The following is a 16,769-nucleotide window of genomic DNA, read 5'->3' as shown; positions in this document are numbered from 1 at the left end:
CCGCAGGACCGGTTGGCCTGCGGACGTCTTCATTACTTCGAGTAGAACTCGACGATGAGCTGCTCGGTCAGCGGCACCTGGATCTGCGCCCGCTCGGGCAGCTGGTGCACCAGGATGCGCTGACGCTCGCCGACCACCTGCAGCCAGCCCGGGATGGGACGCTCACCGGCGGTGGCGCGCGCCAGCTCGAACGGCAGGGTGTTCAGCGACTTGTCGCGGATGTCGATGATGTCGTACTGCGACACCCGGTAGCTGGGGATGTTGACCTTCACGCCGTTGACGGTGAAGTGCCCATGGCTGACCAGCTGACGAGCCATCCGGCGGGTCCGGGCCAGGCCGGCGCGGTAGATGACGTTGTCCAGCCGGCTTTCCAGGATCTGCAGCAGGTTCTCGCCGGTCTTGCCGGACTGACGGTTGGCCTCTTCGTAGTACTTGCGGAACTGCTTCTCCATCACGCCGTAGGTGAAGCGAGCCTTCTGCTTCTCCTGCAGCTGGGTGCGGTATTCGCTTTCCTTGATCCGCGCGCGGCCGTGCTGGCCGGGCGGGTAGGGGCGCTTCTCGAACGACTGATCGCCGCCGACGAGGTCGACGCCGAGACGACGCGACTTGCGGGTGGCGGGGCCGGTATAACGAGCCATGATTCAGATCCTCCCTAGACCCGGCGCCGCTTGGGCGGACGGCAGCCGTTGTGCGGCTGCGGGGTGACGTCGGAAATTGCGCCGACCTCAAGGCCGGCGGCCTGCAGCGAACGGATCGCGGTTTCGCGGCCCGAACCCGGGCCCTTCACGAACACGTCGACCTTCTTCACACCGTGCTCCTGCGCCTTGCGGGCGGCGTTCTCGGCGGCCAGCTGCGCGGCGAACGGCGTCGACTTACGCGACCCCTTGAAGCCGACATGGCCCGACGACGCCCAGGCGATGACGTTGCCCTGCGGATCGGTGATCGAGACGATCGTGTTGTTGAACGTGCTCTTGATGTGCGCGGCGCCGAGCGGGATGTTCTTCTTTTCCCGGCGGCGGGTCTTGGCGGCACCCTTCTTGGGAGCGCCCTTCTTGGCTTGTGCCATCTCGGGTTACCTGGCCTTCTTCTTGCCGGCGATGGTGCGCTTGGGTCCCTTGCGGGTACGCGCATTGGTCTTGGTCCGCTGGCCACGCACCGGCAGGCCGCGGCGGTGCCGCAGGCCCTGATAGCAGCCGATCTCGATCTTGCGGCGGATGTCAGCCTGAACCTCGCGGCGCAGGTCACCCTCCACCTTCAAGTTGGCTTCGATGTATTCACGCAGCGTGCTCACCTGGTCGTCGGTGAGGTCCTTGCTGCGCTGGCTCCGGTCGATACCGGTGGCGTCCAGGATCTCCTGGGAGCGGGTACGGCCGATGCCGTAGATGTAGGTCAGCGCGATCTCCATGCGCTTGTCGCGCGGCAGATCGACGCCCATGAGACGTGCCATCAGGCAGTGTTTCCTTTTTCTATGCGGAGGTCTGGTCCCAGCCCGTTCCCTCGTCTTGATGGGGTCCGGCCTCCGTGCCGGACGTGTATGCGGGCCCTATGCCCGCACTGGAACTGGGATGTCTGCATTCAGGTGTGGGTGGAGCTACTGCTCGAACAGGGCTAGCAGCTAGCCCTGCCGCTGCTTGTGCCGCGGATCGGAGCAGATCACCATGACCCGCCCGTGCCGGCGGATCACCCTGCACTTATCGCAGATCGGCTTGACGCTCGGGTTCACCTTCACGGCTTCGCGATCCTTCTTGGTTGTGCGGTGACGAGCGCAGGCGCGCGTCACCGCTCTGGTGGTGGTTGCGGTTGAGGGGCGTGTTACTTGTACCGGTACACAATGCGGCCCCGGGACAGGTCGTACGGAGACAGCTCCACCACGACGCGGTCCTCGGGCAGGATGCGGATGTAGTGCTGCCGCATCTTGCCGCTGATGTGGGCCAGGACCTTGTGTCCGTTCTCCAACTCAATGCGGAACATCGCATTGGGCAGGGGTTCGACCACGCGACCCTCGACCTCGATGGCACCGTCTTTCTTGGCCATACTGTCTAGCGATCCTTGCTTTCGTTTCGTATCGTGCGCCCGCTTCTGCAGTCGGTGCACACCATCGTTCCGACTACAAGACGTGGGCTGGATCGGTAGAACGCTGGTTCTGGCGAAACACAGGGTCCTGGACAGGCACGCAAACAGTCGGCGCGGAGGCCGCACCGTTGGTCCACAATACCCTCTGCGCAGGCTTGCACCCAAATCGCCGCAGGCCGCCGCCGCCTGCGGCGGGGTGCCTTGGCCGCCCGCGGCGGGGTGCCTTCGCCGCCGGAGGCCAAGAGCGGAGGTCAACCCCCAAATCAGTGGACGGCGGGAGCATAATTGAAGCCGATATGACTGGACCCGCGGCCCAGCCCCGCAAACCCGTAATCCTCACCGTCGACGACGACCCTGCCGTGTCCCGTGCCGTGGCCCGCGATCTGCGCCGCCACTACGGCGAGCGGTACCGCATCGTGCGCGCCGAATCCGGCCTCGACGCGCTGGAAACCCTGCACGAATTGAAGCTGCGCGGTGACACCGTGGCGGTGTTCGTGGCCGACTACCGGATGCCGCAGATGAGCGGCATCGAATTCCTCGAGGCCGCGATGGACCTCTACCCGATGGCCCGGCGCGTCCTGCTGACCGCGTACGCCGACACCACGGCGGCCATCGACGCCATCAACGTCGTCGACCTGGACCACTACCTGCTCAAACCGTGGGACCCGCCGGAGGAGAAGCTCTACCCGGTGATCGACGGACTGCTGGAGGCCTGGCACGCCGTCGGAGACCGCGCCATTCCCTACACCAAGGTCATCGGACATCAGTGGAATCCGCGGTCCTGGGAGGTGCGCCAGTTCCTGGCCCGCAACGGCTACCCGTTCAAGGCCTTCACCGCCGAGGAACCCAAGGGCAAGCAGCTGCTCGACGCGGCCGGACTCGACGGCAGGCAACTGCCGGTCGTCATCACCGAGGAGGGCACCCCGCTGGTCGAGCCCTCCGACGCCGAGCTGGCCGACCTGCTGGGGCTGTCCACCAACCCATCCCTGGAGATGTACGACCTGGCCGTCATCGGTGGCGGGCCCGCCGGGCTGGCGGCGGCGGTGTACGGCGCCTCCGAGGGGCTCAACACCGTGCTCATCGAGCGGGCCACCACCGGCGGGCAGGCCGGGAGAAGCTCACGGATCGAGAACTACCTCGGCTTCGAGAACGGGATCTCCGGCATCGAGCTCACCACCACGGCCCGCCGGCAGGCCGAACGGTTCGGCGCCGAGGTGATCACCACCCGCAAGGCGATCAAATTGCAGGCCGGCGAGGTGGGCACCGCCCGCACCATCTCGTTCGAGGACCACAGCACCATCGGTGCCCGCGCCGTCATCCTGGCCACCGGCGTCGACTACCGGGAACTGTCGGTCACCGGCTGTTCGGCGGCCGACGACTCCAACCTCATCGGCAAGGGCGTGTACTACGGCGCCTCGGTGTCGGACGCCTCGGAATGCGCCGGGGAGGACGTCTACATCGTCGGGGGCGCCAACTCGGCCGGTCAGGCGGCGATGTTCATGGCCAGGGAGGCCAACTCGGTGACCCTGCTGGTGCGTGGGCCGTCGCTGGAGGCGTCGATGTCCTACTACCTGATCCAGCAGATCGAGCAGACCCCCAACATCCACGTGCGCACCTGCACCGAGGTGGTCGGCACCACCGCCGAGGACGACCACCTGGTGGGACTGACACTGGAGAACAAGCGGACCGGCGAGCGCGAGGACGTGCGCTCGACGCGGTTGTGCTGTTTCATCGGCGCCACCCCGCGCACCGAATGGCTCGACGGTGTGGTGGCCCGCGACGACCACGGGTTCATCCTGGCCGGACCCGACCTGCGCGACGTGTGCGGATGGACGCTGGAACGTCCGCCGCACCATTTGGAAACAAGTGTGCCCGGTGTGTTTGTTGCAGGAGATGTGCGCGCCGAATCCGCCAAGCGGGTGGCGGCCGCCGTCGGCGAGGGGTCGATGGCGGTGATGCTGGTGCACCGCTATTTGGCAGAAGCATGATGGCCGGCCGGCTTGACGGGAGTAGATGACAACGATGGGTGAGACCTGCGTGCGCGACGAACTTCGGACCCTGTTCCTGTTCGAGCACCTGTCCGATGAGCAACTCGACACGCTGTGTCAGGCCGGCACCATCGAGACGTTCCCCGCCGGGCCGATCGTCACCGAGGGTGATCAGGCCACCTGCTTCTACGTGCTGATCGACGGCGAGCTGATCATGTCCAAGCGCTCCGGCGGCGTCGACATCCAGACCAACCGCACCTCACAGCGCGGGGTGTACTTCGGCGCGTGGTCGGCCTACATCCCCGGCGAGGAGCACGTCTACCAGGCCTCGGTACGGCTGGTGGAGCCGTCCCGGGTGTTCGTCCTGGACGCCGAGGCGTTCGCCGCCTTCATGCGCTCGCAGTTCCCGATGGCCGTGCACCTGCTGGAGGGCCACCTGGTCGGCGGCCGGCGGCAGAGTCAGATCATCGGGCAGCGCGAGAAGCTGCTGGCCCTGGGCACCATCACCGCGGGGCTCACCCACCAGCTCAACAACCCGGCGGCGGCCACCGCCCGCGCCGTGGCCGATCTGCGCGAGGGTGTCGGCAAGATGCGCCACAAGCTGGCCATGCTGGCCGACGGCAAGTTCTCGCCGGAGGCCCTCCGGGTGCTCATCACCATCCAGGACCAGGTGGCCGAGCAGGTCGCCAAGAGCAAGGGGCTGGAGCTCACGGCGCTGGAGACCTCCGACCGCGAGGACCAGATCGGCGAGTGGCTGGAGGACCGGGGCATCGCCAGCGCCTGGGATTACGCGCCGACGTTCGTCGAGGCGGGCCTGGATATCGACTGGCTGGAACGGATCTCGGCGTCCTGTGAGGACGCCGACGCGACGGCCTCGCTGCAGAGCGCGATCGGCTGGCTGAAGTACACCATCGACACCGAGCTGCGGATGAACGAGATCGCCGAGGCCAGCCGCCGCATCTCGGCGCTGCTGGCCGGCGCCAAGCAGTACTCGCAGATGGACCGCGGCTCCTATCAGAGCGCCGATGTCCACGAACTGCTGCGCAGCACGATCATGATGTTCGGCGACAAGATCGGGCATCAGGGCAAGCCGATCACCCTGGTCAAGGACATGGACAAGTCGCTGCCCGAATTGCAGTGCTATCCAGGCGATCTCAATCAGGTGTGGACCAACATCATCGACAACGCGATCCAGGCGATGGACGGGCACGGCACCCTGACCATCCGCACCGCGCGCGAGAGCGAGCAGATGATCCGCGTCGAGATCGGTGACGACGGGCCGGGTATCCCCGAGGACATCGTCGGTCGCATCTTCACCCCGTTCTTCACCACCAAGCCGTTCGGCGAGGGCACCGGCCTGGGACTGGACCTGGCCTGGCGCATCGTCGTCGAGAAGCACGGCGGCGATCTGCGGGTGGTGTCCGAACCCGGCAACACCCGGTTCATCATCTGCCTGCCGTTGGTCGCACCGCGTCCCGCCGAGGCCGACCCCGGCGAATAGGTTCTGCTCATGCGGATCGAATCGGAATACCGCCGCACCGGCGACCGGTTGATCTGATCCATGACCCAGAACACATCGAAACCCGAGCTCGGCCCCTTCGGCGTCTTCGGCCGCTACACCCAGTGGCAACAGTTCTCCGCCGCCCAGCTGCAGCAGATCGAGGCGCTGGGCTACGGCGCCATCTGGGCCGGGGGCTCGCCGCCCGCCGAGCTGGACTGGGTCGAACCGATCCTGGCCGCCACCGACACCCTGCAGGTGGCGACCGGCATCGTGAACATCTGGACCGCCGACGCGGCCGCCACCGCCGAGTCGTTCCACCGCATCGAGAAGGCGTACCCCGGCCGATTCCTGCTCGGCATCGGTGTCGGCCACCCTGAGGCGATCACCGAGTACCGCAAGCCGCTCGACGCCCTCAACGCGTACCTGGACACGCTCGACGAGCACGGGGTGCCGAAACACCGCCGCGTGGTCGCCGCGCTGGGCCCGAAGGTGCTGCAGCTGTCGGCCGACCGGTCCGCGGGCGCGCACCCGTACCTCACCACCCCCGAACACAGCAAGCAGGCCAGGGACCTCCTCGGCGCCGATGCCTTCATCGCGCCCGAACACAAAGTGGTGCTGACCACCGACGCCGAGCAGGCGCGCGCCGCCGGCCGTACGGCCCTGGAGATCTACCTGAATCTGGACAACTACCTCAACAGCTGGAAACGCTTGGGATTCACCGACTCCGACGTCGCCAAGCCGGGCAGCGACCGCCTGGTGGACGCGGTGGTCGCCTACGGGACCGTCGACGCGATCGCGGCCCGGCTGCGCGAGCACCTCGACGCGGGCGCCGACCACGTCCCGGTGCAGGTTCTGACCTCGCCGGACAAGGTGTTGGACGCTCTGACCGAACTCGCCGGGCCGTTGGGCCTGCGATGAACCGAAAGGGATTGTGATGACGATCGACGTGGGCCGCTACGGGGTGTGGACGTTCGGCAAGGTATCGCCCGAACAAGCCGTGGCCATCGAGCAGTTGGGGTACGGCGCGGTGTGGATCGGCGGTTCGCCCGCCGGGGATCTGCCGTTCGCCGAGGCCATTCTGGACAGCACCGAGACGCTGCAACTGGCCACCGGGATCATCAACGTCTGGACCTCGCCGGCCAGCCAGGCCGCCGAGACCTATCACCGGCTGGAGAAGTCCCATCCCGGGCGGTTCCTGCTGGGCATCGGGATCGGGCATCCCGAACACACCGAGGAATACCGCAAGCCCTACGACGTGCTGGTCGAGTACCTCGACGCGCTGGACGCCGCCGACGTGCCGGTGCAGCGCCGGGTGGTGGCCGCGCTGGGTCCCAAGGTGCTGCGGCTGGCCCGTGACCGCAGCGCCGGTGCGCATCCGTACCTGACCACTCCGGAGCACACCGCCGAAGCGCGAAAGATCTTGGGCGACGGTGTTTTCCTGGCGCCGGAACACAAGGTGGTGCTCACCGACGGGTCGGCGGAGGCGACCGCCGAGGCTCGCCGGATCGGCCGCGAGACCGTCGACTTCTACCTGAATTTGAGCAATTACCTGAACAACTGGCGCAGGCTGGGTTTCACCGAGGAGGACATCGCCAAGCCGGGCAGCGACAAGTTGATCGACGCGGTGGTGGCGCACGGGACGGCCGAGTCGATCGCCGCACGACTGGCCGAGCACATCGACGCCGGTGCCGACCAGGTGACCATCCAGGTGCTCGGCGGGTGGGACAAGTTGCTGCCCACACTCACCGCGCTCGCCGGGCCACTCGGCCTGAAGGGGTAGTGGCGTCTGGACGTCCCGTTCAGGTCTGTTTGGCGGTGAATCGCCGGTAGAGGGGCCAGCCGATGGCGGCGTTATAGATGACACCTCCGACGAGGTAGGGCCACCATATGCCGCCGTCACCGGCGACCCAGAAAGCCTTGGCCGCCCAATAAGGCGGGAGCACCCCGAAGACCAGGCCCCACGCCGTGTCGATGAACCACGGCAGACACGGCAAGCCGGCGATCAGCATGCCGAGCGCTCGAAGCACGGCGATGCCCTGGATCTTGTTGCCGGCCAACGCGACGATCAACAACAGCGTCACCACGGCCGACAGCCCGGCCACCATGCCGATCGGGATCAGCACGCCGACCAGGCCCGGTTTCAGGATGCCACTCAACGACATGGTCGCGACCACGTACACGGTCGTCACGACCATGACCGTCGCCGCTCGGTAGGCGAAGAACATCGACATCGGTACCGGTGTAACCCGCAGCGCGATCATGGTGCCGGCGTCGACCTCGTCCAACACCAGGAACGCGCCGAGGCCGCCCGCGATGATGATGCTGGTCAGGAGCAGGAATGCGGTCAAAATCAGCGGATAGTAGGGCACCAGGTCGAACGCGTAACGCTGCGCCAGCATGGCAGTGAACATCGGCGTCAGGACGGCCACTCCGCTGGTCCAGATCACCGGCGCGACGACGAGCATCACCAACAAGGGATCGCGGTACGTGCCGCGAAAGTCCTTGCGGCCGAATGCAGCGATCGCCCGTCGAGACTTCACACTGCACAGCCCGGTCACGACACACCCGATTGCTCGATGACGTACCGGCCGAACATCAGCTGCGCCACCCGCCACAACAGAGCGAGACACGCCATCGGATACAGCACCGCATACAGGATCTGCCAGCCGGTCAGGGCCGTCTGCCCAAATGCCGCGCCGAGCAGAAGCATCGGACCCTGGATGGGTATCGCATAGAGGACCGGGTTGGGCCACACGCCGGAGTAGTGCAAAACCGGGGGCACCAGCATCACGGCAAGCGGGATGCTGGCGGCCAGAAACCAGTCGGTGACCGATGCAAACGGCAGCGACGAGATGAATCCGACCACGAGCATCAGCAGCGTGCCGAGCAGCACCCCGACGACCAGCGGTAGTGCGTCATACACGAATCCACTGGCAACGGTGGGGACCACGATCGCAACGACCAGGGAGATGGATACCAGGACAATGAGTTTGGCGGTCAGATACTCCCAGAACCGAAGCGGGGTGGAGATGACCGCGCCCAGGGTGCGTTCCTGCTTCTCGAAGAAAACCGATCCGCCGATGAAGAAGAAGCCGATGATCGCGATATCGCCGGCGAGAACGTAGGGTTCGGCGATCGGACGAAGATGACGCGGTAGCGGCAATAGCACCGCGAGCCAGATGAGTCCGGAGAAGAGGGCCGCGTGCAGGAACTTCTGCCGCATCTGGAGCGTGAGCTCGAGCCTGATGGCGGCGGCCAGGCGGGTCATGCCAGTTCCCGTCCGGTGACCTCGACGAACACGTCGTCCAGGCTGGCCTCACGACTATGGATGGTCTCGACATGGTGGTCCCGCAGCACCGCGTGGAATTCCGGGTCGTCGGCCAACCCGTCCATCGCGAACTCGGCGACGCGCAGCTCCTGATCGGCCACCCGGTACTGCACGCGCACCCGTCGGTGACTCCTGGCGATCTTGAGCTCGGCCGGGCTGTCGAGCGCGACAATACTGCCGTCGACCACGAAGGCCACCCGGTCACACAGCTCGTCGGCCGTCGCCATGTCATGGGTGGTCAGGAAAATCGTGCGGCCACGCGCTTTCAGATCCAGGATGATGTCCTTGACCTTGCGGGCGTTGACGGGATCCAGCCCCGAGGTCGGCTCGTCGAGAAAGAGCAGATCGGGGTTGTTGATCAACGAGCGCGCGAAGGTCAGCCGCATCTGCATTCCCTTGGAGTACTTGGCAACTCGGTCATTCGCGGCGCCGGTCAGACCCACCGCGTCGAGCAGTTGCATCGGATCGGCTGTCGGTTTGGCGTAGAGGGCGGCGAAGAACCGGAGATTCTCCAAACCGGTGAGTTTGTGGTAGTGGTTCGGCAACTCGAACGAGACGCCGATTCGCTGGTAGTAGTCCTGGCCCCAGTCCACCGGGTCGCGGCCCCACACCGTGGCCCGGCCACCATGGCCGCGCAGCAAGCCGATGAGCAGCTTCTGGGTCGTCGACTTGCCGGCTCCACTGGGGCCGAGAAATCCGAAGATCTCCCCATTTCCGACGCTGAAGTCCATGCCGCGTATGGCCGGTTCGTGCGCCTTGGGATAGCTGAAGGTGAGCCCTCGAACGTCGATGACCTCGGTCGCAATTCGCATAAGTGCCCTTCCGTGCAAGCCAGTATCGATTCCGACCAGACTTCCCGGAGCACCGTCAGCGACTGTACTAAAATTTCCGAAATTATTGAAGAGCAATCGGCGCGAGGAGGTTTCGCCATGCCCCAGTCCTCAGCCCTGCAGGACGCGGCCGAGCAGCTCGCTCTCGTGCTCACCGGTCACGGCCTGCAACGGATGACCGCGCGCGTGTTGGCCACCCTGTTGTTCACCGAGCACCCCAGCCTCACGATGGGGGATCTCTCAGAGTTGCTGAACGCCAGCGCCGGGTCGGTCTCCACCGCACTCAAATCGCTCACCTCCGTCGGCCTGGCCGAGCGTGTACCCGCACCGGCCAGCAGGCGCGACCATTACCGGCTTCGTGACGATGCCTGGGCCATCCTGTTCACCAGCCAGAACGAGACCATTCGGGCCATGCAGATTGCCGCCGACACCGGCATCGCGGCCGCTGACGCCGGCAGCCCGGCGTACCACCGGCTGGTCCAGATGCGCGATTTCTACGCCTTTCTCATGTCCGAGATACCCGACATCCTCGACCGCTGGCGACAACGGGAAGGGTGAGTCACCGCGCCACCCCTTGCCAACTCCACTCCGCCATTACTAGGATATGCAAGTATCTCCTGATCGAGATTCTTCGTGCACACCCTTCGGACGGACGCCATGACCACACAGATTCAGCACTTCATCAACGGCCGGCGCACCGACGCCGGCTCGACCCGCACCGCCGACGTGCTCAACCCCAGCACCGGCGAGGTCCAGGCGCAGGTGCTGCTCGCATCGGCCGCCGACGTCGACGCCGCGGTCGCCGGCGCCGCCGAGGCCCAGAAGGAGTGGGCCGCGTTCAACCCGCAGCGCCGGGCCCGGGTCTTCATGCGGTTCATCGACCTGGTCAACCAGAACGCCAACGAGCTGGCCGAACTGCTCTCGCTGGAGCACGGCAAGACGGTGGCCGACTCATTGGGCGACATCCAGCGCGGTATCGAGGTCATCGAGTTCGCGGTCGGCATCCCGCACCTACTCAAGGGCGAGTTCACCGAGGGCGCCGGCACCGGTATCGACGTGTACTCCATCCGCCAGCCGCTCGGTGTGGTCGCCGGTATCACCCCGTTCAACTTCCCCGCCATGATCCCGCTGTGGAAGGCCGGCCCCGCCCTGGCATGCGGAAATGCCTTCGTGCTCAAGCCTTCCGAGCGCGACCCGTCGGTTCCGGTGCGGCTGGCCGAACTGTTCATCGAGGCGGGCCTGCCGCCGGGCGTCTTCCAGGTGGTGCACGGCGACAAGGAGGCCGTGGACGCCATCCTGGAGCACCCCACCGTCCAGGCGGTCGGCTTCGTCGGCAGTTCGGATATCGCGCAGTACATCTACTCGGGCGCTGCGGCACACGGCAAGCGGTCCCAGTGCTTCGGTGGCGCCAAGAACCACATGATCGTGATGCCCGACGCCGACCTGGACCAGGCCGTCGACGCGCTCATCGGTGCGGGCTACGGCAGTGCCGGCGAGCGCTGCATGGCCATCAGTGTCGCGGTGCCCGTCGGTGAGGAAACGGCGAATCGGTTGCGGGCCCGCCTGGTTGAGCGGATCAACCAGCTGCGCGTCGGTCACAGCCTGGACCCCAAGGCCGATTACGGACCGCTGGTCACCGGGGCCGCGCTGGAGCGGGTGCGCAACTACATCGGTCAGGGCGTGGACGCCGGTGCCGAGCTGGTGGTCGACGGCCGCGAACGTGCCAGCGACGACCTCACCTTCGGTGACGCCGATCTGTCCAAGGGGTACTTCATCGGCCCCACCCTATTCGACCATGTCACCACCGACATGTCCATCTACACCGACGAGATCTTCGGTCCGGTGCTGTGCATCGTGCGGGCCGCCGACTACGAAGAGGCCCTGCGTCTTCCGACCGAGCACGAGTACGGCAACGGCGTCGCGATCTTCACCCGCGACGGTGATGCCGCCCGCGACTTCGTCTCCAAGGTGCAGGTCGGCATGGTGGGAGTCAACGTGCCGATCCCGGTGCCGGTGGCCTACCACACCTTCGGCGGCTGGAAGCGCTCCGGCTTCGGCGATCTGAACCAGCACGGTCCGGCCTCGATCCAGTTCTACACCAAGGTAAAGACCGTCACCGAGCGCTGGCCCTCGGGGATCAAGGATGGCGCCGAGTTCGTCATCCCGACGATGAAGTAGCTCGCGCGGATGAGCGCTTGCGCGAGGAGAAGATGACGGTGGACCTGTACGACCTCGATGACGACGAACGCGTGATCGCCGAGACGGCGGCCGCGTTCGCCGAGAAGCGCATCGCACCACATGCGCTGGAGTGGGACGAAACCCACCACTTTCCCACCGATGTGCTGCGCGAGGCCGCCGAACTCGGGATGGCGGCCATCTACTGCAACGAGGACGCCGGCGGCAGCGGGTTGCGGCGCCTCGATGCGGTGCGCATCTTCGAGGCACTGGCCGCGGCCGATCCCACCATCGCGGCGTTCCTGTCCATCCACAACATGTGCGCGTGGATGATCGACACCTACGGAACCGACGAGCAACGCAAGACCTGGGTGCCGCGGCTGGCGTCGATGAGCTCGATCGCCAGCTACTGCCTGACCGAACCGGGCGCCGGCTCGGATGCGGCGGCCTTGCGCACCAAGGCCGTCCGGGACGGATCGGATTACGTCCTCGACGGGGTGAAGCAGTTCATCTCCGGTGCCGGCGCCTCGGATGTGTACGTGGTGATGGCCAGGACCGGGGACCCCGAAACCACACCGGGCCCCAAGGGCATCTCGGCGTTCGTCGTCGAAAAAGGCTCCGCGGGGCTCAGCTTCGGTGCCAACGAGACGAAGATGGGCTGGAACGCCCAACCCACCGCGCAGGTCATCTTCGACGGTGTGCGGGTTCCGGCCGACGCCTTGCTCGGCGGCTCGGAGGGCACCGGCTTCGGGATCGCGATGAACGGTCTCAACGGCGGCCGGCTCAACATCGCCGCGTGCTCGTTGGGCGGGGCGCAGGCCGCCCACGACAAGACCGTCGGCTATCTCGCCGACCGGCAGGCCTTCGGCACCGCCCTGCTCGACGAACCCACCATCCGGTTCGCGCTGGCCGATATGGCCACCGCACTTGAGACATCCCGGAACATGTTGTGGCGCGCCGCAATCGCACTGGACAACAACCACCCGAACAAGGTGACGTTGTGCGCCATGGCCAAACGGTACGTCACCGATTCCTGCTTCGACGTGGCCGATCAGGCACTGCAACTGCACGGCGGATACGGGTATCTGCGCGAATACGGTCTGGAGAAAATCGTCCGGGATCTGCGCGTGCATCGCATCCTCGAGGGAACCAACGAAATCATGCGCGTGGTCATCGGGCGCGCGGCCGCCGCACAGGCCTCGGCTTAGAGGTCTAGAGAGGATTCGCCAATGAGCACCATCGCTTTCCTGGGACTCGGCCATATGGGCGGCCCGATGGCCGCCAACCTGGTGGCCGCGGGGCACACCGTCCGCGGGTTCGATCCGGTTCCGGCCGCCATCGAGGCGGCAAAGGCCAACGGCGTCACCGTCTTGCAGTCCGGGGCCGAAGCGGTGGCCGGGGCCGACGTGGTGATCACCATGCTGCCCAACGGCGCGTTGGTGAAGAGCTGTTACGCCGAGGTGCTGCCGGCCGCGTCCGCGGGCGCGCTGTTCATCGACAGCTCGACCATCTCCGTCGACGACGCCCGAGAGGTCAACAAGCTCGCGGCCGAACACGGCTACGCCCAGCTGGACGCACCGGTGTCCGGCGGCGTCAAGGGTGCGGCGGCCGGGACGCTGGCCTTCATGGTCGGCGGTGCCGCCGAAGCGGTGGAACGCGGCCGCCCCGTGCTGGAACCGATGGCGGGCAAGATCATCCACTGCGGCGACTCCGGTGCCGGGCAGGCCGCCAAGGTGTGCAACAACATGGTGCTGGCGGTGCAGCAGATCGCCGTCGGCGAGGCATTCGTACTGGCCGAGAAACTCGGCCTGGACAAGCAGTCGCTCTACGACGTCATCACCGGCGCCACCGGCAACTGCTGGGCCGTGCAGGTGAACTGCCCCGTTCCGGGACCGGTTCCGACGTCACCGGCCAACAACGACTTCAAGCCGGGCTTCGCCACCGCCCTGATGACCAAGGACCTCGGATTGGCGATGGCCGCGGTCGCCTCCACCGGCGCCACGGCGCCGCTGGGCACGCACGCCGCCGAGATCTACAGCAAGTTCGCCGCCGAGCACGCCGACAAGGACTTCAGCGCTGTCATCGAATTGCTGCGCGAAGGCTAACGGCACATCCACCAGTGCCGGTGCTGCCGCACACAACCGTCGACCGTCCACCCCGCGTAATCGGCACGGACGGCAGCGGCGCCGGTGAAGTCCTGGCCGGCGGTGTAGGCCGTCGGGACGACCACGGTGGCGAGCTTGGCGGCGGTCGCCGCGCGCAGCCCGTGCGCCGATCCGGTCACCGCCAGCGCGCACTCCGCACCGATGCCCAATTCCCACAGCGCGTGCCCGTGCAGATCCGGTTCGCGGGCCGGCGACAGGTCGTCCGGGGTGACGATGACCTCGGCGATCCCCTCCCCGATCAGCTGCCGCACCAGGGGTTCCACCCACACCGGAGATCCGGCGCTGATCGCCGCGATCGAGATGCCGGCGGCATACAGGCGGTTCGCCAGATCGACCAGCCCCGCACGCGGTGTCACGTCGCCGTCGAGCACCCACTCGACGAAGATGTCGTTCTTGGTGTGCTGGATATAGCTCGCGATCTCCGGGCTGATCCGCCCGTACCCGCGCCGGCGCAGGGCCGAGGCGATGCGACGGCGCTCGTCGCCGATCCGGACCAGCCTGCCGTACTCGGCCACCGACCAGCTGATATCGAAGCCGTGCTCGGCAAAGGCCGCGTTGAACGCGCGGCGCTGGCCGTCCCGCTCGATATCCCCCAGCGCGCCGTCCACGTCGAAGATGACGGCCCGCAGCTCCTCGACGACGGCCCCCGCGGGCCGCCCGGCATCCCACCAGAAACATCGCACAGGTGTGTCGCCCCGCATGCCTGACAGCGTGGCCCACGTCACACCTCCTCGGCCTCCCCCAAAGGGGGGATTTGGGAGGCCAACTTGCGGACAATGATCGCCATGGCAAGCCAGCCGGCGCCCGAGAGCGGATCGCGCATCCCCTTGCGCCTGGTCCTGGTCGACGACCACGAGATGGTGATCGAGGGGCTCAAGGCGATGCTCGCTGCCTTCGGTGACCGGGTGCAGGTGGTCGGCCAAGCCGTCGGCACCGACCGTGCGCTGGCCGTCGTCGACGACCTCGACCCCGACATCGTGCTCTGCGACGTCCGGATGCAGGGCTCCAGCGGGCTGGATCTGTGCCTGCAACTGCGTGCCCGTGACCCGAACCGCAAGGTCGTCATGCTGTCGGTGTACGACGACGAGCAGTACCTGTTCCAGGCGCTGCGGGTGGGCGCATCGGGTTACCTGCTCAAGAGCATCGGCAGCGACGAACTGGTCCGGCAGCTGGAATTCGTGCATCTGGGGCAGACCGCGCTGGATCCCGGGATGGCCGCCCGGGCCGCGGACACCGCCGCGCGCCTGCAGCGCGACGAATTCTGGCCGGGCGCCCGCCAGGGCCTCACCCAGCGGGAGAGCGAGATCCTGTCGTATGTGGTCAACGGGCTGTCCAACCGCGGGATCGCCACCAAGCTGGTGATCGGGGACGAGACGGTGAAGAGTCACCTCAGTTCCATCTACCGCAAGCTCGGCGTCACCGACCGCACCGGCGCCGTCGCCACGGCGCTGCGCGAGGGGATCTACCGATGAGCGACGCCGACGCTGCCCCCGGCCGGCCCGCGCCGGCCGACCGCAACGTCCTGACCGCCGATGGCGAGCTGACCCTGCTGCGCGAACTCATCCAGGCCGCGTCCAGCGGGCCGGGCGTGGAACCACTGGCCGCCGCGGCGGCCCGGATGATCACCGCGGCCACCGGCGCCGACGTGTGCTTCGTGCACGTGCTCGACGACACCGAACGGTCCCTGACACTTGCCGGGGCGACGCCGCCGTTCGACAGCGAGGTCGGCAAGATCCGGCTGCCGCTGGGCGAAGGCGTGTCCGGCTGGGTGGCCAGCCAGCGCGAGCCCGTGGTGATCATCGCCGACAAGGAAGCCGATCCACGCTACCGGCCGTTCGAGACGCTGCGTGGCTCCGATTTCACCTCGATGGTCTCGGTGCCGATGGAAACCGATCCTGGCGGATTGGTCGGGGTGCTCAATGTGCACACCGTGGCCCGGCGCGAGTTCGGTGCCCGCGACGTGGAACTGCTCCTGGTCATCGGCAGGCTGATCGCGGGCGCCATGCATCAGGCCCGGTTGCACCGGCAGTTGGTGGCCCGCGAACGGGCGCACGAGAACTTCGTCGAACAGGTGATCCAGGCCCAGGAGATCGAGCGCAGGCGGCTGGCCGGCGATATCCACGACGGTATCTCGCAACGGCTGATCACCCTGTCGTACTGGCTGGATGCCGCGACCCGCACGGTGACCGAAAGTCCCGCCGAACTGTCCAGGGCGGGCGATCAATTGGGCCGGGCCCGCGAACTGGTCGACCTGACCCTGCAGGAGGCGCGGGCGGCGATCGGCGGGCTGCGGCCACCGGTGCTCGACGATCTCGGGTTGGCCGGCGGGTTGGCCAGTCTGGCGCGCTCGGTCCCCCAGCTGCGCCTGGAGCTGGATCTGGCCGACGAGCGGCTGCCCGACCACATCGAGGTGGCGCTGTACCGGATCGCCCAGGAATGCCTGCAGAACGTCGTCAAACACGCGCAGGCCAGTACGGCTCGGCTGAGTTTCGGGGTGCAGGACGACACCGCGCGTCTCGAGATCGTGGACGACGGCGTCGGTTTCGACACCTTCGAGAACCCGTTGGGCAGCGACGAGATGGGCGGCTACGGCCTGCTGTCGATGGCCGAACGCGCCGAGATCGTGGGCGGGCGGCTCAACATCAGGTCCCGGCCGGGGTCCGGTACCGCCGTGACGGCGACCATCCCGGTGCCGTCGGTATGACCGGC

19 protein-coding genes are annotated in these 16,769 nt (G+C 67.0%); 10 read left to right on the top strand and 9 right to left on the bottom strand.

Annotation, left to right across the window (positions count from 1 at the left end; genetic code table 11):
* Window positions 1-32: 32 nt before the first annotated feature.
* From rpsD to infA, 5 genes are all read right to left on the bottom strand, one after another.
* Window positions 33-638, bottom strand: a complete 606-nt coding sequence (rpsD, locus tag BN977_RS22825; RefSeq protein WP_024449927.1) for a 30S ribosomal protein S4 — start codon at window positions 636-638, stop codon at window positions 33-35.
* Window positions 639-652: 14 nt separating this feature from the next.
* Entirely contained in the window at window positions 653-1,066 is a 414-nt protein-coding gene (gene rpsK, locus BN977_RS22820; RefSeq protein ID WP_024449926.1) for a 30S ribosomal protein S11, read from the bottom strand.
* Between the two features lie 6 nt (window positions 1,067-1,072).
* Window positions 1,073-1,447, bottom strand: coding sequence for a 30S ribosomal protein S13 (rpsM, locus tag BN977_RS22815; RefSeq protein ID WP_024449925.1), 375 nt, complete (start codon window positions 1,445-1,447; stop codon window positions 1,073-1,075).
* A gap of 168 nt (window positions 1,448-1,615) precedes the next feature.
* Window positions 1,616-1,729 carry a 50S ribosomal protein L36 gene (rpmJ, locus tag BN977_RS22810; protein ID WP_003879483.1) on the bottom strand — a complete coding sequence of 38 codons (114 nt, stop codon included), beginning with the start codon at window positions 1,727-1,729 and terminating at the stop codon, window positions 1,616-1,618.
* An 83-nt stretch (window positions 1,730-1,812) separates the two neighbouring features.
* Window positions 1,813-2,034, bottom strand: a complete 222-nt coding sequence (gene infA / locus BN977_RS22805) for a translation initiation factor IF-1 (RefSeq protein ID WP_003418601.1) — start codon at window positions 2,032-2,034, stop codon at window positions 1,813-1,815.
* A 335-nt stretch (window positions 2,035-2,369) separates the two neighbouring features.
* Here infA and BN977_RS22800 point away from each other — a divergent pair, with 335 nt between their 5' ends.
* The 4 genes from BN977_RS22800 to BN977_RS22785 are packed head-to-tail and all read left to right on the top strand — an operon-like array spanning window position 2,370 to window position 7,342.
* Complete coding sequence (locus tag BN977_RS22800) at window positions 2,370-4,061, top strand: NAD(P)/FAD-dependent oxidoreductase (RefSeq protein ID WP_024449924.1); 1,692 nt, start codon at window positions 2,370-2,372, stop codon at window positions 4,059-4,061.
* A 34-nt stretch (window positions 4,062-4,095) separates the two neighbouring features.
* Window positions 4,096-5,562: an ATP-binding protein gene (locus tag BN977_RS22795; protein WP_024449923.1), complete on the top strand. Its 1,467-nt coding sequence runs from the start codon at window positions 4,096-4,098 to the stop codon at window positions 5,560-5,562.
* 60 nt (window positions 5,563-5,622) lie between these two features.
* On the top strand, window positions 5,623-6,480 hold the full coding sequence (locus tag BN977_RS22790; protein WP_024449922.1) for an LLM class F420-dependent oxidoreductase: 858 nt from the start codon (window positions 5,623-5,625) through the stop codon (window positions 6,478-6,480).
* A gap of 16 nt (window positions 6,481-6,496) precedes the next feature.
* Window positions 6,497-7,342 carry an LLM class F420-dependent oxidoreductase gene (locus BN977_RS22785; RefSeq protein WP_024449921.1) on the top strand — a complete coding sequence of 282 codons (846 nt, stop codon included), beginning with the start codon at window positions 6,497-6,499 and terminating at the stop codon, window positions 7,340-7,342.
* A gap of 19 nt (window positions 7,343-7,361) precedes the next feature.
* On the opposite strand, the gene BN977_RS22780 is transcribed toward BN977_RS22785, so the two are convergent.
* From BN977_RS22780 to BN977_RS22770, 3 genes are read right to left on the bottom strand one after another with little or no spacing between them, the layout of a single operon-like run.
* On the bottom strand, window positions 7,362-8,102 hold the full coding sequence (locus BN977_RS22780) for an Rv2686c family ABC transporter permease subunit (protein WP_407661205.1): 741 nt from the start codon (window positions 8,100-8,102) through the stop codon (window positions 7,362-7,364).
* A gap of 14 nt (window positions 8,103-8,116) precedes the next feature.
* A complete protein-coding gene (locus BN977_RS22775) occupies window positions 8,117-8,830 on the bottom strand; it encodes a fluoroquinolone export ABC transporter permease subunit (RefSeq protein WP_024449919.1) in 714 nt (237 codons plus the stop codon).
* Window positions 8,827-9,702 (bottom strand): ABC transporter ATP-binding protein, encoded by an 876-nt coding sequence (locus BN977_RS22770; RefSeq protein WP_036401697.1) that lies wholly within the window; start codon window positions 9,700-9,702, stop codon window positions 8,827-8,829. Before BN977_RS22770 ends, BN977_RS22775 begins: the two co-directional genes overlap by 4 nt.
* A gap of 135 nt (window positions 9,703-9,837) precedes the next feature.
* Here BN977_RS22770 and BN977_RS22765 point away from each other — a divergent pair, with 135 nt between their 5' ends.
* From BN977_RS22765 to mmsB, 4 genes are all read left to right on the top strand, one after another.
* Window positions 9,838-10,278 carry a GbsR/MarR family transcriptional regulator gene (locus BN977_RS22765; protein WP_191262552.1) on the top strand — a complete coding sequence of 147 codons (441 nt, stop codon included), beginning with the start codon at window positions 9,838-9,840 and terminating at the stop codon, window positions 10,276-10,278.
* A gap of 99 nt (window positions 10,279-10,377) precedes the next feature.
* Window positions 10,378-11,898: a CoA-acylating methylmalonate-semialdehyde dehydrogenase gene (locus tag BN977_RS22760; protein ID WP_036401693.1), complete on the top strand. Its 1,521-nt coding sequence runs from the start codon at window positions 10,378-10,380 to the stop codon at window positions 11,896-11,898.
* Window positions 11,899-11,936: 38 nt separating this feature from the next.
* Window positions 11,937-13,103 (top strand): acyl-CoA dehydrogenase family protein, encoded by a 1,167-nt coding sequence (locus tag BN977_RS22755; protein ID WP_036404206.1) that lies wholly within the window; start codon window positions 11,937-11,939, stop codon window positions 13,101-13,103.
* A gap of 21 nt (window positions 13,104-13,124) precedes the next feature.
* Window positions 13,125-14,000 carry a 3-hydroxyisobutyrate dehydrogenase gene (mmsB, locus tag BN977_RS22750; protein WP_036401691.1) on the top strand — a complete coding sequence of 292 codons (876 nt, stop codon included), beginning with the start codon at window positions 13,125-13,127 and terminating at the stop codon, window positions 13,998-14,000.
* Here the strand turns inward: mmsB and BN977_RS22745 are convergent.
* Window positions 13,997-14,761, bottom strand: coding sequence for an HAD family hydrolase (locus BN977_RS22745; protein ID WP_051561825.1), 765 nt, complete (start codon window positions 14,759-14,761; stop codon window positions 13,997-13,999). The two genes, mmsB and BN977_RS22745, sit on opposite strands and share 4 nt — an antisense overlap.
* An 84-nt stretch (window positions 14,762-14,845) precedes the next feature.
* Between BN977_RS22745 and BN977_RS22740 the strand changes: the two genes are divergently transcribed.
* The gene (locus tag BN977_RS22740; protein WP_036404202.1) at window positions 14,846-15,532 is read left to right on the top strand and encodes a response regulator; all 687 of its coding nucleotides are present in this window, start codon (window positions 14,846-14,848) and stop codon (window positions 15,530-15,532) included.
* Window positions 15,529-16,764: a GAF domain-containing sensor histidine kinase gene (locus BN977_RS22735; RefSeq protein ID WP_051561823.1), complete on the top strand. Its 1,236-nt coding sequence runs from the start codon at window positions 15,529-15,531 to the stop codon at window positions 16,762-16,764. The genes BN977_RS22740 and BN977_RS22735 overlap by 4 nt, the downstream gene beginning before the upstream one ends.
* The last annotated feature ends 5 nt before the right edge of the window (window positions 16,765-16,769 follow it).

This window comes from Mycolicibacterium cosmeticum (genome assembly GCF_000613185.1).
In the GTDB taxonomy this organism is placed as follows: Bacteria; Actinomycetota; Actinomycetes; order Mycobacteriales; family Mycobacteriaceae; genus Mycobacterium; species Mycobacterium cosmeticum.
This window is presented reverse-complemented; position numbering and strand designations above follow the sequence as displayed.